Source organism: Arthrobacter sp. B2060 (genome assembly GCF_059090445.1).
In genome coordinates this window covers 408,521-423,116 of the sequence record NZ_JBNHFR010000003.1, presented here as the reverse complement: position 1 = coordinate 423,116, position 14,596 = coordinate 408,521, and the positions used below count along the sequence as shown (strand labels likewise).

The 14,596-nt window shown below is 65.2% G+C and carries 13 protein-coding genes and 1 riboswitch; of the genes, 5 read left to right on the top strand and 8 right to left on the bottom strand.

The window, feature by feature from the left end:
* Positions 1–122: 122 nt before the first annotated feature.
* On the bottom strand, positions 123–512 hold the full coding sequence (locus AC5RUM_RS08760; RefSeq protein ID WP_494034557.1) for a HesB/IscA family protein: 390 nt from the start codon (positions 510–512) through the stop codon (positions 123–125).
* A 193-nt stretch (positions 513–705) separates the two neighbouring features.
* Positions 706–2,136 (bottom strand): dipeptidase, encoded by a 1,431-nt coding sequence (locus tag AC5RUM_RS08755; protein ID WP_494034556.1) that lies wholly within the window; start codon positions 2,134–2,136, stop codon positions 706–708.
* Between the two features lie 131 nt (positions 2,137–2,267).
* On the opposite strand from AC5RUM_RS08755, the gene AC5RUM_RS08750 reads away from it, so the two are divergent.
* Positions 2,268–2,870 carry a DUF3043 domain-containing protein gene (locus tag AC5RUM_RS08750; RefSeq protein WP_494034555.1) on the top strand — a complete coding sequence of 201 codons (603 nt, stop codon included), beginning with the start codon at positions 2,268–2,270 and terminating at the stop codon, positions 2,868–2,870.
* Positions 2,871–3,020: 150 nt separating this feature from the next.
* Here the strand turns inward: AC5RUM_RS08750 and AC5RUM_RS08745 are convergent, their stop codons facing one another.
* Entirely contained in the window at positions 3,021–4,094 is a 1,074-nt protein-coding gene (locus AC5RUM_RS08745; RefSeq protein ID WP_494034554.1) for a quinone-dependent dihydroorotate dehydrogenase, read from the bottom strand.
* A gap of 84 nt (positions 4,095–4,178) precedes the next feature.
* Between AC5RUM_RS08745 and AC5RUM_RS08740 the strand changes: the two genes are divergently transcribed.
* Positions 4,179–5,210 carry an alpha/beta fold hydrolase gene (locus tag AC5RUM_RS08740; RefSeq protein WP_494034553.1) on the top strand — a complete coding sequence of 344 codons (1,032 nt, stop codon included), beginning with the start codon at positions 4,179–4,181 and terminating at the stop codon, positions 5,208–5,210.
* Between the two features lie 37 nt (positions 5,211–5,247).
* On the opposite strand, the gene AC5RUM_RS08735 is transcribed toward AC5RUM_RS08740, so the two are convergent.
* Positions 5,248–5,961, bottom strand: coding sequence for a M23 family metallopeptidase (locus AC5RUM_RS08735; protein WP_494034552.1), 714 nt, complete (start codon positions 5,959–5,961; stop codon positions 5,248–5,250).
* Here AC5RUM_RS08735 and AC5RUM_RS08730 point away from each other — a divergent pair.
* The gene (locus AC5RUM_RS08730; protein ID WP_494034551.1) at positions 5,960–6,097 is read left to right on the top strand and encodes a hypothetical protein; all 138 of its coding nucleotides are present in this window, start codon (positions 5,960–5,962) and stop codon (positions 6,095–6,097) included. The genes AC5RUM_RS08735 and AC5RUM_RS08730 overlap by 2 nt on opposite strands.
* Positions 6,098–6,119: 22 nt before the next feature.
* Positions 6,120–6,293: riboswitch (cyclic di-AMP (ydaO/yuaA leader) on the bottom strand.
* Between the two features lie 240 nt (positions 6,294–6,533).
* Positions 6,534–7,184, top strand: coding sequence for a class I SAM-dependent methyltransferase (locus AC5RUM_RS08725; RefSeq protein WP_494034550.1), 651 nt, complete (start codon positions 6,534–6,536; stop codon positions 7,182–7,184).
* A gap of 72 nt (positions 7,185–7,256) precedes the next feature.
* Here AC5RUM_RS08725 and AC5RUM_RS08720 read toward each other — a convergent pair whose 3' ends face one another.
* From AC5RUM_RS08720 to leuA, 3 genes are all read right to left on the bottom strand, one after another.
* Positions 7,257–8,105, bottom strand: coding sequence for an isoprenyl transferase (locus AC5RUM_RS08720; RefSeq protein ID WP_494034549.1), 849 nt, complete (start codon positions 8,103–8,105; stop codon positions 7,257–7,259).
* A gap of 2 nt (positions 8,106–8,107) precedes the next feature.
* Positions 8,108–8,860: a DNA repair protein RecO gene (recO, locus tag AC5RUM_RS08715; protein ID WP_494034548.1), complete on the bottom strand. Its 753-nt coding sequence runs from the start codon at positions 8,858–8,860 to the stop codon at positions 8,108–8,110.
* 88 nt (positions 8,861–8,948) lie between these two features.
* Positions 8,949–10,688: a 2-isopropylmalate synthase gene (leuA, locus tag AC5RUM_RS08710; RefSeq protein ID WP_400576200.1), complete on the bottom strand. Its 1,740-nt coding sequence runs from the start codon at positions 10,686–10,688 to the stop codon at positions 8,949–8,951.
* Between the two features lie 252 nt (positions 10,689–10,940).
* On the opposite strand from leuA, the gene AC5RUM_RS08705 reads away from it, so the two are divergent.
* A complete protein-coding gene (locus AC5RUM_RS08705) occupies positions 10,941–12,893 on the top strand; it encodes a M13 family metallopeptidase (RefSeq protein ID WP_494034547.1) in 1,953 nt (650 codons plus the stop codon).
* A gap of 80 nt (positions 12,894–12,973) precedes the next feature.
* On the opposite strand, the gene AC5RUM_RS08700 is transcribed toward AC5RUM_RS08705, so the two are convergent.
* On the bottom strand, positions 12,974–14,560 hold the full coding sequence (locus AC5RUM_RS08700) for an LCP family protein (protein ID WP_494034546.1): 1,587 nt from the start codon (positions 14,558–14,560) through the stop codon (positions 12,974–12,976).
* Between the last annotated feature and the right edge of the window lie 36 nt (positions 14,561–14,596).

Genomic DNA, 14,596 nt, shown 5'->3' with positions numbered 1-14,596 from the left:
GTTCCCCTTTTTTTTTAGCCTCTCCCCTCCCCCCCTTTTTTTCTCCCCCCTTTCCTTCTTGGTGGTGTTTCTTCTGCTCCTCCCCTCCCCCGCCACAGTACGAGGAAGGGCAAACGGGCCCGTTAGTGGAATGAATCACCGCAGGCGCATGAACCGCCTGCGTTGGGGTTATCGATAGTGAACCCCTGCTTGGAGATGGTGTCCTCAAAGTCGATGCTGGCGCCGCTGAGGTACGGCACGCTCATCTTGTCGACCACGACCTCGACGCCGTCGTAGTCGCGTACGGCGTCGCCCTCCAGAAGGCGCTCATCGAAGTAGAGCTGGTAAATCAGTCCGGAGCAGCCGCCCGGCTGCACGGCAACGCGAAGACGGAGGTCTGTGCGGCCTTCCTGCTCAAGGAGGCTGCGGACCTTGCCGGCGGCAACGTCTGTCAGCTGAACCTCGTGGCTCGCCAGTTCGGCACTTTCCATGCCGGTGGATTCGGAGCTGTTTTCATTGGTCGTAGTGCTCATTGGCCTACCTTCTAACGACGGTCCTGGCGGCCCCGCGTGCACGGCGCCTGCCCCTACGGAAACGGTATGGGCTATAGCTACATGCTACGTCGATAGCATGCGTAGCTCTAACTACAGGCGTAACCATGGCCGGCAGCGACTTGTTCCCGGACGGACCGCCACAGGCCTGAAGGGCGGCAAGCCCCAGCAGATGTCAGCCAAGACCCTCGACATTAATACGCGCGAGGAGCAGCGCCTCGGCCACAACGGCATTGCGGAAGTCCCCGATGTGGAGGGATTCATTGGCGGAGTGTGCACGGGAGTCCGGGTCCTCCACGCCCGTGACCAGGATCTGCGCGTCCGGATACAGCTCAGTCAGGTCCGATATGAACGGAATGGAGCCGCCGATGCCCATCTCCACGGCAGGCACGCCCCAGGACTCCCCCAGAGCCCACATGGCGTATTCGGCCGCAGCTGATCCCCTGTCCGTAAGGTACGCATTGCCGCTCTCCCCTGGTGTGAACACGACCTTCGCCCCGAACGGCGCATTGGCTTCGACGTGACGCCGGACTGCGTCCATCGCATCGGCGGGCACCTGGCCCGGGGCCAGGCGGAGGCTGAACTTTGCCCGGGCCCGCGGCAGCAGCGTGTTCGAGGCCATCTCAACCGCGGGCGCGTCGAAGCCAATGATGGACAGGGCGGGCTTGGTCCACATGCGGGAAGCAATCGAACCCGTGCCGGCCAGCTGCACGCCGTCGAGCACTGAAGCGTCCGCCCTGAACTCCTCCTCGGTCAGGTCCACGGCGGCTTCGTCATAGCCTGTGAGCCCGTCGATGGCCACGCTGCCTTCATCGTCATGCAGGGTGGCGATTAGACGGGACAAAAGAGTGGGGGCATCCAGCACCGGGCCGCCATACATCCCGGAGTGCACTGCATGGTCCAGGACCTGGACTTCGATGGTTCCGTCGATGAGGCCGCGGAGGCTCGTGGTGAGCGCCGGAACGCCCACCTTCCAGTTGCTGGAATCCGCCACGACAATGACGTCGGCACGGAGCAGTTCCCGGTGGGTTTCCAGGAACGTGCGGAAGGTCGGCGAGCCCGCTTCTTCCTCCCCTTCAAAGAACAGGGTCACGCCTAACCCGAACTGCTCGCCGAGCACGCGGGTCACGGCTCCGTAGGCAGCAATGTGCGCCATGATTCCGGCTTTGTCGTCGGCGGCTCCGCGGCCGTAAAGCCGCCCTTCGCGTTCGACGGCGGTAAAGGGCTCGGATTCCCACAGCGCCGGATCGCCCGGCGGCTGCACGTCGTGGTGGGCGTAGAGCAGGATGGTCGGCTTGCCTTCTGCCGGTTCACGGCGGGCCACGACGGCAGGTCCACCGGCCTTCCCGTCCACTTTGTTGCAGCGCAGAATCCGGACATCTTCGAAACCCGCGCCCTGAACCAGCGCGGCAACCGCCTCGGCGCTGCGTTCCAGCTGCGCAGGATCGAAGCTGGCCCAGGCGATGCCGGGGATGCCGACCAGGTCCTTCAGGTTGGACATGGTGGCCTCAAAGCCGGCGCTTACGGCATTCCGCAGGGCGTCCGGGTCGACGCCGGCGACCGAACTGCCCGGCTGTTGCGGAGTGGCCGCTGATGTTGAAGTCATGGCCAAAACACTACCCGCGGCACAGCCCACAACATACAAGGCGCCGGAGGGCTTGGCGTGCGCGTGTCACGGGCACATTGTCCGCGCTCCGGCATGACGGAAGGCGCGGTCCTGCAAGGTATTCTGTTTTGGTGTTTGGACGTAAAAAAGAAGCGCCAGCGGCGCAGGACGTAGTAGACCAACAGGCTGCTGATGCAGCTGCCCGGCAGCCCGGGGTCATGGGCAAGGGGGCACCCACGCCCAAGCGCAAGGCGCAGGAAGCAGCACGCAAGCGGCCTCTCGTGCCCGAGGACCGCAAAGCTTCAAAGGCCGCCGAGCGAGCCGCCGTGCAGGAGCAGCGCCTGAAAATGCGCCAGGCGCTCGATACCGGCGACGAGCGGTTCCTTCCGATCCGTGACAAGGGGCCGCAGAAGCGGTTTGCCCGCGACTATGTGGACGCTCGGTTCAGCCTCGGCGAGTACCTCATGTTCGGTGCGTTGATCTTTGTGATCGTGTCACTGGTGGTTCCGTCCTCGAGCGAACAGATGATTTATGTCCTCGGCGGTTTCTGGGTCATGTTCCTTGCAGTCTTCGTGGACGTGTTCATCCTGTCCCGGCAGCTTCGCAAGAGGCTGACTCAGAAGTTCGGGGAAGTGGAGCGCGGCACTGTCTGGTATGGCTCGATGCGTTCCCTGCAGTTCCGGAAGCTTCGCCTCCCCAAGCCGCAGGTCCGGCGCGGCCAGTTCCCGTCCTGACTCCCAGCGTTCCATTCTCCGGGCCTCCTTCCGGATCCGGCGCGGAATATACAGCAGCCCCCGGCGGTGTCACCGCCGGGGGCTGCTGTATGTCTGCGCCGGAAATCCCTACGCCGGAGGCACTCCCGCCGAGGAACCCGCAGGCTGCGTTTAGGCAGCGCGCCGGGATTTGGCCAAACGCCTGTTGATGCGCGCCGCCCAGAACGGACCTTCATAAAGGAACGCTGTGTACCCCTGAACGAGCGTGGCACCGGCATCCAGCCGGTCCTGGACGTCCTGGGACGTCTCCACTCCGCCCACGGAAACCAGCGTCAGCCGGCCGTCCGTTGCGTCCTTAAGCCGGCGCAAAACCTCCAGCGAGCGGGCCTTCAGCGGAGCCCCGGACAGCCCGCCCGCCCCGCAGGCTTCGATCTTTTCGCTGTCAGACTTCAGGCCCGTCCGTCCGATGGTCGTGTTCGTCGCGATGATGCCGTCGAGGCCCAGGTCCAGCGCGAGCCGGGCAACGTCATCGATGTCCTCATCGCTGAGGTCAGGCGCGATCTTGACCAGCAGGGGCACGTGCCGGCCGGCCGCTTTGTCAGCTTCCTCCCCCACAGCCGTCAAAAGGGGCCGCAGGGTCTCCACATTCTGCAGGAGCCGGAGGCCCGGCGTGTTGGGGGAACTCACGTTCACCACGAGGTAGTCCGCCGCCGGAGCGAGGCTGCGCGCGCTGATGAGGTAGTCCTCCACAGCATCTTCAAGTTCCACAACCTTGCTTTTGCCGATGTTCACGCCGATGAGGGGACGAACCTTGGGGTGGCGCCGTTGCAGGGCAGCCCGGGCTGACTTGAGGCGCGGGGCCACGGCCGCAGCGCCGTCGTTGTTGAATCCCATCCTGTTGATGACCGCACGGTCTTCGATGAGCCGGAACAGCCGCGGCTGCTCGTTGCCCGGCTGGGCGCGGCCGGTGATGGTCCCCACCTCCACGTGCCCGAAGCCGAGCTCCGACAGGGCCTCGATGCCGTGGCCTTCCTTGTCAAAGCCGGCGGCGAGCCCGAACGGCGACGGGAAGGTGAGCCCAAAGGCATTCGTCTGCAGGGACGCGGGTGGGGCCGTAAACCGTGCCAGCAGCCGGCCCGCCCCGGTGGAATGGGCCAGCCGGATGCCTTTGAAGCCGATTTTGTGGGCGCGTTCGGCGTCCATCCATGAAAAGGCCAGCCTGAAGAAAGTCGGATATACGCGCATGCCTCTAGTTTTCCGTCTTCGGCGGTGCAGACCAAACCGGCCACGGCACGTGTCGACCACCAGCGGCGCGTCTAGTCTGGTGCCATGGAGTGGCAGAGCGACATCCTCGGCGAGGGCTTCGAATCCTTTGCCTTCGAGGCCGTGGGCAGCGACGGCGTCGCACGGACGGCGACGCTTGTCCGCTATGCCCCATTGAACAACCCCGCACCGCCTGCGGCGAACCCAGCGCCACCTTCGGCGCAGGGGGAGCGGCACCGGCGCCGTGCAGTGCTGTTCCTGCACGGCTGGAGCGATTACTTTTTCAATGTTGAACTGGCACGCTTCTGGAACGGCCAGGACTTCGAGTTTTTTGCCCTGGACATGCACAACCACGGCCGCAGCCTGCGCCCCGAGGCGCACGGCGGGTACGTTGCCGACCTGGCAAACTACGACGCCGAAATCAGCACCGCCGTCGGCATGATCACGGCGATGGAGCCCGCGGCGCCGCTGTCGCTTGTGATGATGGGGCACTCCACCGGCGGCCTCGTGGCGGCCCTGTGGGTGAGCCGGAATCCGGGGGTGGTGTCACAGCTGGTCCTGAACAGTCCGTGGCTGGAAATGCACGGCAGTTCCCTGGTCCGGCGGGCCGCCTGGACCATGGTGGAGCCCCTCGCCCGCTTCCGGCCGGAGGCTGTGCTCCGCCTGCCCGAGCGCGGCTTCTACTGGCGCAGCATCAGCAACTCAGCCGAAGGGGAATGGACCCTTGATGACAAGTATCGGCCTCCTATGGCCTTTCCGGTCCGCGCCGGCTGGCTCAGCGCAGTCCTTGCCGGCCAGGCGCAGGTTGCACGCGGGCTCCATATCGGCATCCCCATCCTGGTGATGATTTCCGGTGCAAGCGCCAACGGGCCGTTCTGGACCGAAGAGATGCGCAGGACGGACGCAGTACTGGACGTCAACGTCATCGCCGTGCGGGCCCTCTCACTGGGCCAGAGCGTGTCCGTGGAGCGGATCGAGGGCGCCCTGCACGATGTTTTCCTGTCCCGTGCCGAGGTGCGCGCGGACGCATACCGGCGGCTGGCCCGGTGGATCCACGGCTTTGCCGCTGAGGACGAATCCTTCGGTCGGCTCCCATGAGAGTGGCCAGGTGCAGCCAGGAAGTCGCCCTGTTTGCCTATAGGTAGCTGGCGGGGTTGACGGTCCTGTTATTGACCATGACTTCAAAATGAAGATGGCAGCCGGTGGAGCTGCCGGTCGTTCCGACAGCGGCTATCCGTCCACCCTGCGCCAGGGTCTGGCCCTTGGAAACGCCGATGCTGGCCAGATGGTTGTATGTGGTCTTCAGTCCCTTGCCGTGGTCAACAACAATCCGGTTTCCGCCGCCGTACGGGCTCCAGCCTGCCTCGGTGACCTTTCCCCTGGCCGCAGCCAGAACGGGCGTGCCGCACGCCCCGGCGAAGTCAAGCCCCGTATGTAATTCGCCGATTGCCCCGGTCAGGGGATTGACGCGGTGCCCATATGGGGAAGTCACGATCGTAGAGGCGAGCGGTGCCCGCAGGCCTGCCGAAGGCGCGGAAGCCCGGGCGGGTTTCGGTGCCGGCTTCCGTACCGGTTTGGGTGCGGCCTTCAGTGCCGGTTTCCGCGCCGGCTTCGATGCCGCTTTCCGCGCAGCTTTCGGTGCCGCTTTCCGCGCGGCTTTCGGTGCCGCTTTCGCTGCCGCTTTCGCTGCCGGGGAGGCCTTGACCTGGGGCTGGTCAAAAACCAGTGGAGATCCTGCATCCGCGAGCAGGGAGGGTTGTGCGGCCGGAGCGGCCACTGCACTGGCAGGAGCCTCCCCCGTGGCCAAGATCCCTGTTGGGGCGGCGTGAGCCGTGGAGAGTACGGTCATGCCGATCATTCCCGTCACCGCCGCCGCAACAGCCAGCTTTTGGCCGCGGCCCCGCGGCCTGGGCACCGGGGATGAGGCTGCCCGGCGGCGGCCCTTACTGGATGTGCGCGGGAAAATGGCACGGCGCAAGCCGTGATTGTCGTGGGAAGGCACAGCGTAGGTCCTCTCGACGCCGGCGAAATTAGCTGTCGGATTCGGACGAGTGGACTGTCCGGCCTCCCCTGCCGCGCGCCTCACAGGCTGCAGTGACAGGGCCAGGCTTCACCCCAAGACGCCCAAAGGCGTCATTCATGGGTCTTCCGCCCCCGCCTGGAGTGAAGGGATCATGTACCGCCGGCGGGGTTTGGCGAAGCGGGTACACGCATACCCGGTGAAGGTATGTGGTACTAACCATGAAACCAAGAAAAACAGGGTGTTACAAATTCGTTACGTAGAGGATGGCGTGTTGCGGTTGCAGAAGGGGGAGAAAGCGACTAGGTGGCTGCCCTAAATCCGACCAGCTGGCTGCCGGTGGGCGGGGTTGCAGTGGCGGCGGGCCAACAGGAGACAAGGCGTGTCGGTAGGCTCGGTCCATGGTTGACCACGAGAACTTGATAAAGGTCAGAACCGCTTACGATTCGGTTGCCGAGGCTTACTCGAGGGTGATCCCCGATACAGCCTTTGAGTCGCTTCTCGACATGGCCATGGTCGACGAGTTCGCGGGCCACATTCGCACCTCCGCGGACCGGCTAGTGATCGACGCCGGATGCGGCGCCGGCCGAATGAGCAAATACCTGACCCGCACGGGACTGAACGTCACAGGTGTGGACCTGTCGCCCGAGATGATCCGGGTCGCGCAGCAGCTCCATCCCGGTCTCTGCTTTGAAGTGGGAGAGTTGACCGACCTGCCGGCATCCGATTCTGCTGCCGACGGCATACTTGCCTGGTATTCGATCATCCACTCCCCCAGGGCAGAGTTGCCGGCAATTGCGCGGGAGTTCTGGAGAGTCCTCCGCCCATCCGGCTCGGCGCTCATCGCTTTCCAGGCCGGCAGCGGCCATCGCACTATTAACCACGCCTACGGACATGATGTCGAGCTCAGAGCAGAACTGCATTCCCCCGAGGAAGTAGCCACCCGGTTCACTGAGCAAGGCTTCGTGGCACGCGCACAACTAGTACGCTCACCGAGAGCCATGGAAAGCCACCAGCAGGCCGCCATTCTGCTTGGCAAACCACAGCATTAGATCCTGGGCGCGCGTAGTAGTGCCGCGTGCCAGGGAAACTTCTTCGAATATCGTGAGGGTGAAGCGCGGGCCCTACCCGGGCTGATGGGTGGCGGCCGCCATGGGAGTCTTGGCAGCATCCACCGCTCCCCCGTAGCGGCGGTCCCGCTGTGCGTAGATGCCCACGGCGTCCCACAGGGTGCGGCGGTCGACGTCCGGCCAGAGCGTGTCCAGGAAGACGAACTCCGCATAGGCCGACTGCCAGAGCATGAAGTTGGACAGCCGCTGCTCCCCCGAGCTGCGCAGGAACAGGTCGACGTCGGGCAGGTCCGGTTCGTCGAGGTACTTTTGGACGGTTTTCTCCGTGATGGAACCGGGTTTGAGCCGTCCGGCGGCGACGTCCTCGGCGATCGCCGATACGGCATCGGCAATCTCGGCGCGGCCACCGTAATTAACACACATGGTTAACGTGCACGTGCTGTTTCCGGCGGTATAGGCCTCGGCTTCTTCCAGTTCGCGGATCACTGATCCCCAGAGCTTGGGCCGGCGGCCGGACCAGCGCACCCGCACGCCCCAGTCGTCCAGCTGGTTCCGCTGCCGGCGCAGCACATCCTTGTTAAATCCCATCAGGAAGCGCACTTCCTCCGGGGACCGCCGCCAGTTCTCCGTGGAGAAGGCGTAGACGGTGATGTACTTGATGCCCAGTTCGATGGCCCCGGCCACCACGTCCAGCAGCGCAGGCTCCCCCGCCTTGTGGCCCTCGATGCGGGGCAGCCCCCGCTGGTTGGCCCACCGTCCGTTGCCGTCCATAACAATCGCCACGTGCCGGGGCACGAATTCCGCCGGGATCGCCGGGGCAACAGCACCGGAAGGGTGCGGATACGGCGGCACCACCGGAGCGGTCCGGCGCCGGGCAGGGGTGCTCTTCTTTCCCAAGGACACTGTTAGGTACGCTCCACATGTTTGAGGGATTTCAGGACACGTTCAAGATGCCACTGCAGGTAACTGGCCACGAGGCCTGCCGCTTCCCGCCGGTGCAGCGGCAGTGAGGAATCCGCCGTCGTCCAGTTTCCGGTGAGCAGGGCACCCAACAGCGCCACCGTCTCGGCGGCCGGGGCCGCTGACCCGGGCGGCCGGCACTCCCCGCAGACCATGCCGCCCAGCGGCGCTGAAAAGGCGTTGTGCGGCCCTGCCGCACCGCAGCGCGCACAGCGGGTAAAGCTGGGCGCCCAGCCGCCGGTGGCCAGCGCGCGCAGCAGGTAGGAGTCCAGGATCAGTTCCGGCGTGTGGTCCCCGCGGCTCAGGGCTGCCAGCGCCCCGACGAGCAGGTTGTACTGCGCGGTGCCGGCCTCGCCGTCGACGTCTGTCAGCTTTTCAGCGGTCTCCGTCATGGCGGCGGCAACTGTGTACCTGCCGTAGTCGGCGGCGATGTTTCCGCCGTAGGCACCCTTGGCGACGGCTTGGGTGACGATGTCCAGCGACTTGCCGGACACCAGCTGCAGGTCCGCCACCATGAAGGGTTCAAGACGGGCGCCGAAGCGGCTGCTGGTGCGGCGGACGCCCTTCGCGACCGCCCTCACCTGGCCGTGGTGCTTCGTCAGCAGCGTGATGATCCGGTCCGCTTCACCCAGTTTGTGGGTGCGCAGCACTACGGCCTCATCGCGGTAGGCACGCGCTGCAAATGACTGTTGGACCACGCTTAATCTTCGCACTGTCTGCAGGAAAACCCTGCTATCCGGCGTGCAGGTGCGCCGCCCGGCCCTGCCGGCGGCGCACCTGAACGGGTTAGGCCTGGGCGTCCCGGATGGCGCGGTTCACGGCCGAGATGACTGCCTTCAGCGAGGACATGCTGGTGTTCGGGTCAATGCCGATGCCCCACAGCACCCGTTCTCCGACGGCGCACTCCACATAGGCAGCGGCGCGGGCGTTTCCGCCTTCCGAGAGGGCGTGCTCGCTGTAGTCCAGCACCCGGACGTCCACGCCGTCCTGGCCGAGGATGTCCAGCAGCGCGGCGATGGGACCGTTGCCGGTGCCGGTGCGCCTGACCTGGGCGCCGTCCACGGTGAGGGTGGTGTGCAGGGTCATGGACCCGTTGTCATCGGTTTCGGTCTTGACCGTTCCCAGGGAGTAGCGGCCCCACTGCCGATCGGACGAATCGGACGGCAGGTACTCGTCCTGGAAGACCTGCCACAGCTGGGCGCCGCTGACCTCGCCGCCGTGGGTGTCGGTGCGCTTCTGGATCACGCTGGAGAACTCGATCTGGGCGCGGCGAGGCAGGTCCAGGCTGTGCTCGTTCTTCAGCAGGTAGGCAACTCCGCCCTTACCGGACTGCGAGTTGACGCGGATAACGGCTTCGTAGCTGCGGCCCAGGTCCTTCGGATCGACCGGCAGGTACGGAACCTGCCAGGTGAAGTCGCTGACTTCCTTCCCTGCCGCTGCGGCATCCTTTTCCAGGGCCTCAAAGCCCTTCTTGATGGCATCTTGGTGGGATCCGGAGAATGCGGTGAAGACGAGGTCGCCGCCGTACGGGGCGCGCTCGGCCACAGGCAGCTGGTTGCAGTACTCCACCGTGCGGCGGACTTCGTCGATGTCGGAGAAGTCGATCTGGGGGTCGATGCCCTGCACGAACATGTTCAGGCCCAAGGTCACCAGGTCCACGTTGCCGGTCCGCTCGCCGTTGCCGAACAGGCAGCCCTCGATGCGGTCCGCCCCGGCCAGGTAGCCCAGCTCGGCGGCGGCGACGCCGGTCCCGCGGTCGTTGTGCGGGTGCAGGGACAGGATGATGCCCTCGCGCGGGTGCAGGTGGCGGCTCATCCACTCGATGGAATCCGCGTAGACATTCGGGGTGGCCATCTCGACCGTTGCCGGCAGGTTGATGATGACCTGGCTGTCCGCGGATGCCTCGAAGACATCGGCCACGGCGTTGCAGACGCGGACGGCGTATTCGAGTTCCGTTCCGGTGAAGGACTCCGGCGAGTACTCGTAGGTGATGTGCGTGTCCGCCAGCGTTTCCTCGTACTTCTTGCACAGGCGCGCACCCTGCAGTGCGATGTCCAGGATGCCGTCCTCGTCCTGGTTGAAGACCACACGGCGCTGCAGCACCGACGTCGAGTTGTACAGGTGGACAATTGCCTGCTTGGCCCCGACCAGGGACTCGTAGGTCCGCTCGATCAGGTGCTCGCGGGCCTGCGTCAGCACCTGGATGGTGACGTCGTCCGGGATGTGGTTGCCTTCAATCAGCTGGCGGACGAAGTCGAAGTCAGTCTGCGAGGCGGAGGGAAAGCCGACCTCGATCTCCTTGTAGCCCATGCGGACCAGCAGTTCGAACATCTTCATCTTGCGGGCCGGGCTCATGGGGTCGATCAGGGCCTGGTTGCCGTCTCGCAGATCCACCGCGCACCAGCGCGGGGCCTTGGTGATGACCTTGTCCGGCCATGTGCGGTCAGGCAGTTCAACGGTGATCTGGTCCTGGAAGGGGATGTACCGGTGGACGGGCATTCCTGAGGGCTTCTGTGCGTTTCGCATTACTATCGGTGCCTTTTCTGTGATTCCTGAGTGAAAGGTGGCCGGGCAACACAAACTCCGCGACGAGGGTGGGCCTTGCGCTAGATCGCGTCTGAGGCCTCGCCGCGGCAGCTAAGAAGAAGCAGTTCTGCGCGCACCATTTCACAGTAACACGGGTGCGTAAGATGAAGGAGCAACACCTCCAGCAACGTCCACCATGCAGACGCTGCACCGGTGCCAGCGCCGGCGCAGCCCGTCATCGAAGGAGCTTCTGTGCCACATTCGGGGATCGCCCTGTCAAATATCGACCACAGCGTCCGGCCGCAGGACGACCTGTACCAGCATGTGAACGGGGCATGGCTCAAGAGCACCACCATCCCGGATGACCGCCCATTGGAAGGAACGTTCACCGCCCTGCGGGACGAGGCGGAACTGGCGGTCCGGGAAATCATCGAAGAAGCAGCCGCGAAGGGCGAGGCCGCCAGCGGCATCGAACGCAAGATCGGGGACCTCTACAACAGCTTCATGGACGAAGCCACCGTCGAAGCCAAGGGCATGGACCCTATCCGCGGCAGGCTGAACGAGGTGTTCGCCACGTCCAGCATCGGCGAGCTCATCGCGCTCGCCGGGCGCCTCTTCCGCGCTGACGTGTCCGGCCTCTTCTACATTTACCCCGCCCCCGACGCCGGGAATCCCGACCGCGTGCTGCTGTACACGGGCCAAGGCGGCCTGGGGCTCCCCGACGAGTCCTACTACCGCGAAGAGAAGTTCGCCGCGATCGTTGAGGCATACCGGGACTACGTCGGCACCATGTTCGGCATGGCAGGCATCCCCGATCCCGCAGGCGCATCGTCCCGTGTGGTCGCACTGGAAACCGCCCTCGCCTCGCACCACTGGGACAACGTGACACTGCGGGACCCGCAGAAAACCTACAACCTGAAGTCCGCCGAACAGGTGAACGAACTCTTCCCCCTGCTGGACACCTGGTTCACGGCGGCTGACATCGCCGAGGATAAGCGCCAGGAGATTGTGGTCAGCACGCCCGATTTCTTCGCCGGCGCCGCAGCGCTGCTGGTCTCCGAATCCCTGCCCGTCTGGCAGGAGTGGCTGGCCTTGCGCGTCATCAACTCGGCCGCTCCTTACCTGTCCTCAGCCTTCGTCGACGCGAACTTCGCGTTCTACGGCACCACTATCAGCGGCACACCCCGGAACAAGGACCGTTGGAAGCGCGGGGTCGCCGTCGTCGAAGCAGCCCTGGGCGAAGCCGTGGGGCAGATCTACGTTGCGCAGCACTTCCCGGAGAGCCACAAAGAGCGCATGCAGACCCTCGTCGCCAACCTCATCGAGGCCTACCGGCAGAGCATCACTGGTCTGACATGGATGGGCGAGGACACAAAGGCGGAGGCGCTGCGAAAGCTCGGTGCCTTCCGCGCCAAGATCGGGTATCCGGACAAGTGGATCGACTATTCGGCCGTGACCATCGATCCCTCCGACCTGCTCGGTAACGTCGAACGCGCCCATAATGCCGACGTCGACCGTCACCTTGACGAAGTCGGCAAGCCCGTTGACTTGGACAAGTGGCTCATGACGCCGCAGACGGTCAACGCGTACTACCACCCGATGCTCAACGAGATCGTCTTCCCGGCGGCGATCCTGCAGCCGCCGTTCTTCACCGCGGACGCTGACGACGCCGTCAACTACGGAGGAATCGGAGCGGTGATCGGCCACGAGATCGGCCACGGATTCGACGACCAGGGCTCACAGTTCGACGGCACGGGTGAACTCCGCAATTGGTGGACCGAGGATGACCGGAAGGCGTTCGAGGCGCTCACCAGCCGGCTCGTTGACCAGTACAACGCCCTCTCTCCCTCTGCGGCCCCGGGTCACACGGTGAATGGACGGCTGACCTTGGGCGAAAACATCGGCGACCTCGGCGGCCTCACGATCGCCTACAAGGCGTACCGGCTCAGCCTCGACGGACAGGAACCGCCGGTGCTGGACGGGCTGACGGGCGAGCAGCGGTTCTTTGCCTCGTGGGCGGCGGGCTGGCGCCAGGTCATCCGAGGGGAGGAAGCGATCCGGAGGCTGGCCACGGACCCGCACTCCCCCAACGAGTTCCGCACCAACGCCATCGCCAGGAACCTGGACGCCTTCCATGCCGCGTTCAGCGTTACCGAGGAGGACGGGATGTGGATGCCCCCGGAGGAACGCGTCAGCATCTGGTAGGCAGCAAAATGCCGGGCCAACGATTCGTTGGCCCGGCATTTTCGTGCCCGGTTCATGTCGGGTTCATGTCGCGGGTCAGCTTAGCCGGCGCCCTCTGCGACGATCAGTTCCGGGTTTGCGGTCTGGCAGGTGGCGTCCTTGGCCGTCTGGTTGACGATGTCCTTGGGAACCGTTGCCTTGCCATACTTGGACCCCGAGGCGAAGTCGGCACCAAGATAGACTTGGACCCCGGATATGCCCGGCGACGGCGCCACCTGGCTGGCGGGAATGCCGAGCAGCGCGGCGACGTCGGCCGCGACGTCGGCAAAGTCGGTGCCGTAGTACACCATGGTGGTCGCTGTGGGTCCTGCCTCCAGTTGTCCGGCCTGGGTGAAGCCGCCCGCGATCAGCGCCTCCGCAATCTCCTGCGTCCGCGTGGGCACCCCGGTTCCGTTGGCCACGGTAACCGGCTGCAGCGACTTGTCATACGGCGGCGCGGCCGGAGTGGCGGGCGTGGCGGGCGGGGCCGTGGTGCTGGGCTTCGGCGAGGCTGACGGCGAGGGGCTCTGCTTGCCGTCCGGGTCCGTCAGGTCAACGTCCTTCTTCAGGGCGGCGAAAAGCTGTGAGGCTGCCGGCTGGGCCGGCTCAAGCCGGTTGGGGTCGCTGGCGGCAGGGACAGTCGGGACGGCAACGAAGGCAACCTTGCTGACGTCGATCGTCTTGAGGCGGTTGCCGATGGTGATCATCGCCGGCACGGAGGAAAGGCCTTCATCGACGGTGAGGTTCTGCGTCACGACGTCGGCGATGTTGAGCATTTTCACCGGATCGGACAGGGTGCCGTCGTCCTTGATCTTCCTGGTGAGCGAGGACAGGAAGCCCTGCTGGGCCTTGATCCGGCCGAGATCCCCGCCGTTTTCGAAGGCGTGGCGGGTACGCAGGAAGGCGAGGGCCTGCTCACCCTGCACCATGGACTTGCCCTTGGGCAGCCGCAGACGGGAGTCGGGGTCGTAGACGGCGTCGCTGATGCAGACTTCCACCCCGCCGACGGCGTTGGACAGCTCCTTGACCGCGTTGAAGTCCGCCATCATGAAGTGGTCCACCTCGAGCCCGGTGAGCTTGTTCACGGTGTCGACGGCGCAGCCGATCCCCGCTTCACCCATCGCCTCATTGATCATGACGCCGGTGCGCGCCGGGAACTCCTCCCCCGTTTTCTGGTCTGTGCACGGGGGGATGTCGACGAGGAGGTCCCGCGGGAAGCTGACGACGCTGACGCGTTTGTTGTCCTCCGAGATGTCCATGAGCATCATGACATCGGACTTGCCGTAGCCTTTCGAATCGTCGGCCGTGCCGTAGCCCGAGTTCTTGCCGTCGCGTGTGTCAGATCCCAGGATGAGAATCTGCAGGCGGCCGGTCGCATCGTCCACGACGTCGGACTTGTTACTGCCCGCCCCGAGGGCGGACGAGGAAATATTGGACTGCAGCCTGAAGTACCAGTAGCCGGCGAATGCGAGGCCGCCCAGCAGGACCGCTGAAACGACGGCGGTGGTCACCTTGAGCCACAGGGGCCGGTGGTGCGGGGTCAGATGCCGGGCAGCGCCAACACGGGCGTCTGCGGCATGCCGGGCAGCTGGCTGGGACCGGGCGGGTGTGCCCGGCCCTAGGGCGCGGTTGTCGCGGCGTAGCACCAACGGGTGTACCTTCCTCTAAAAACGAAATCCGGCCTA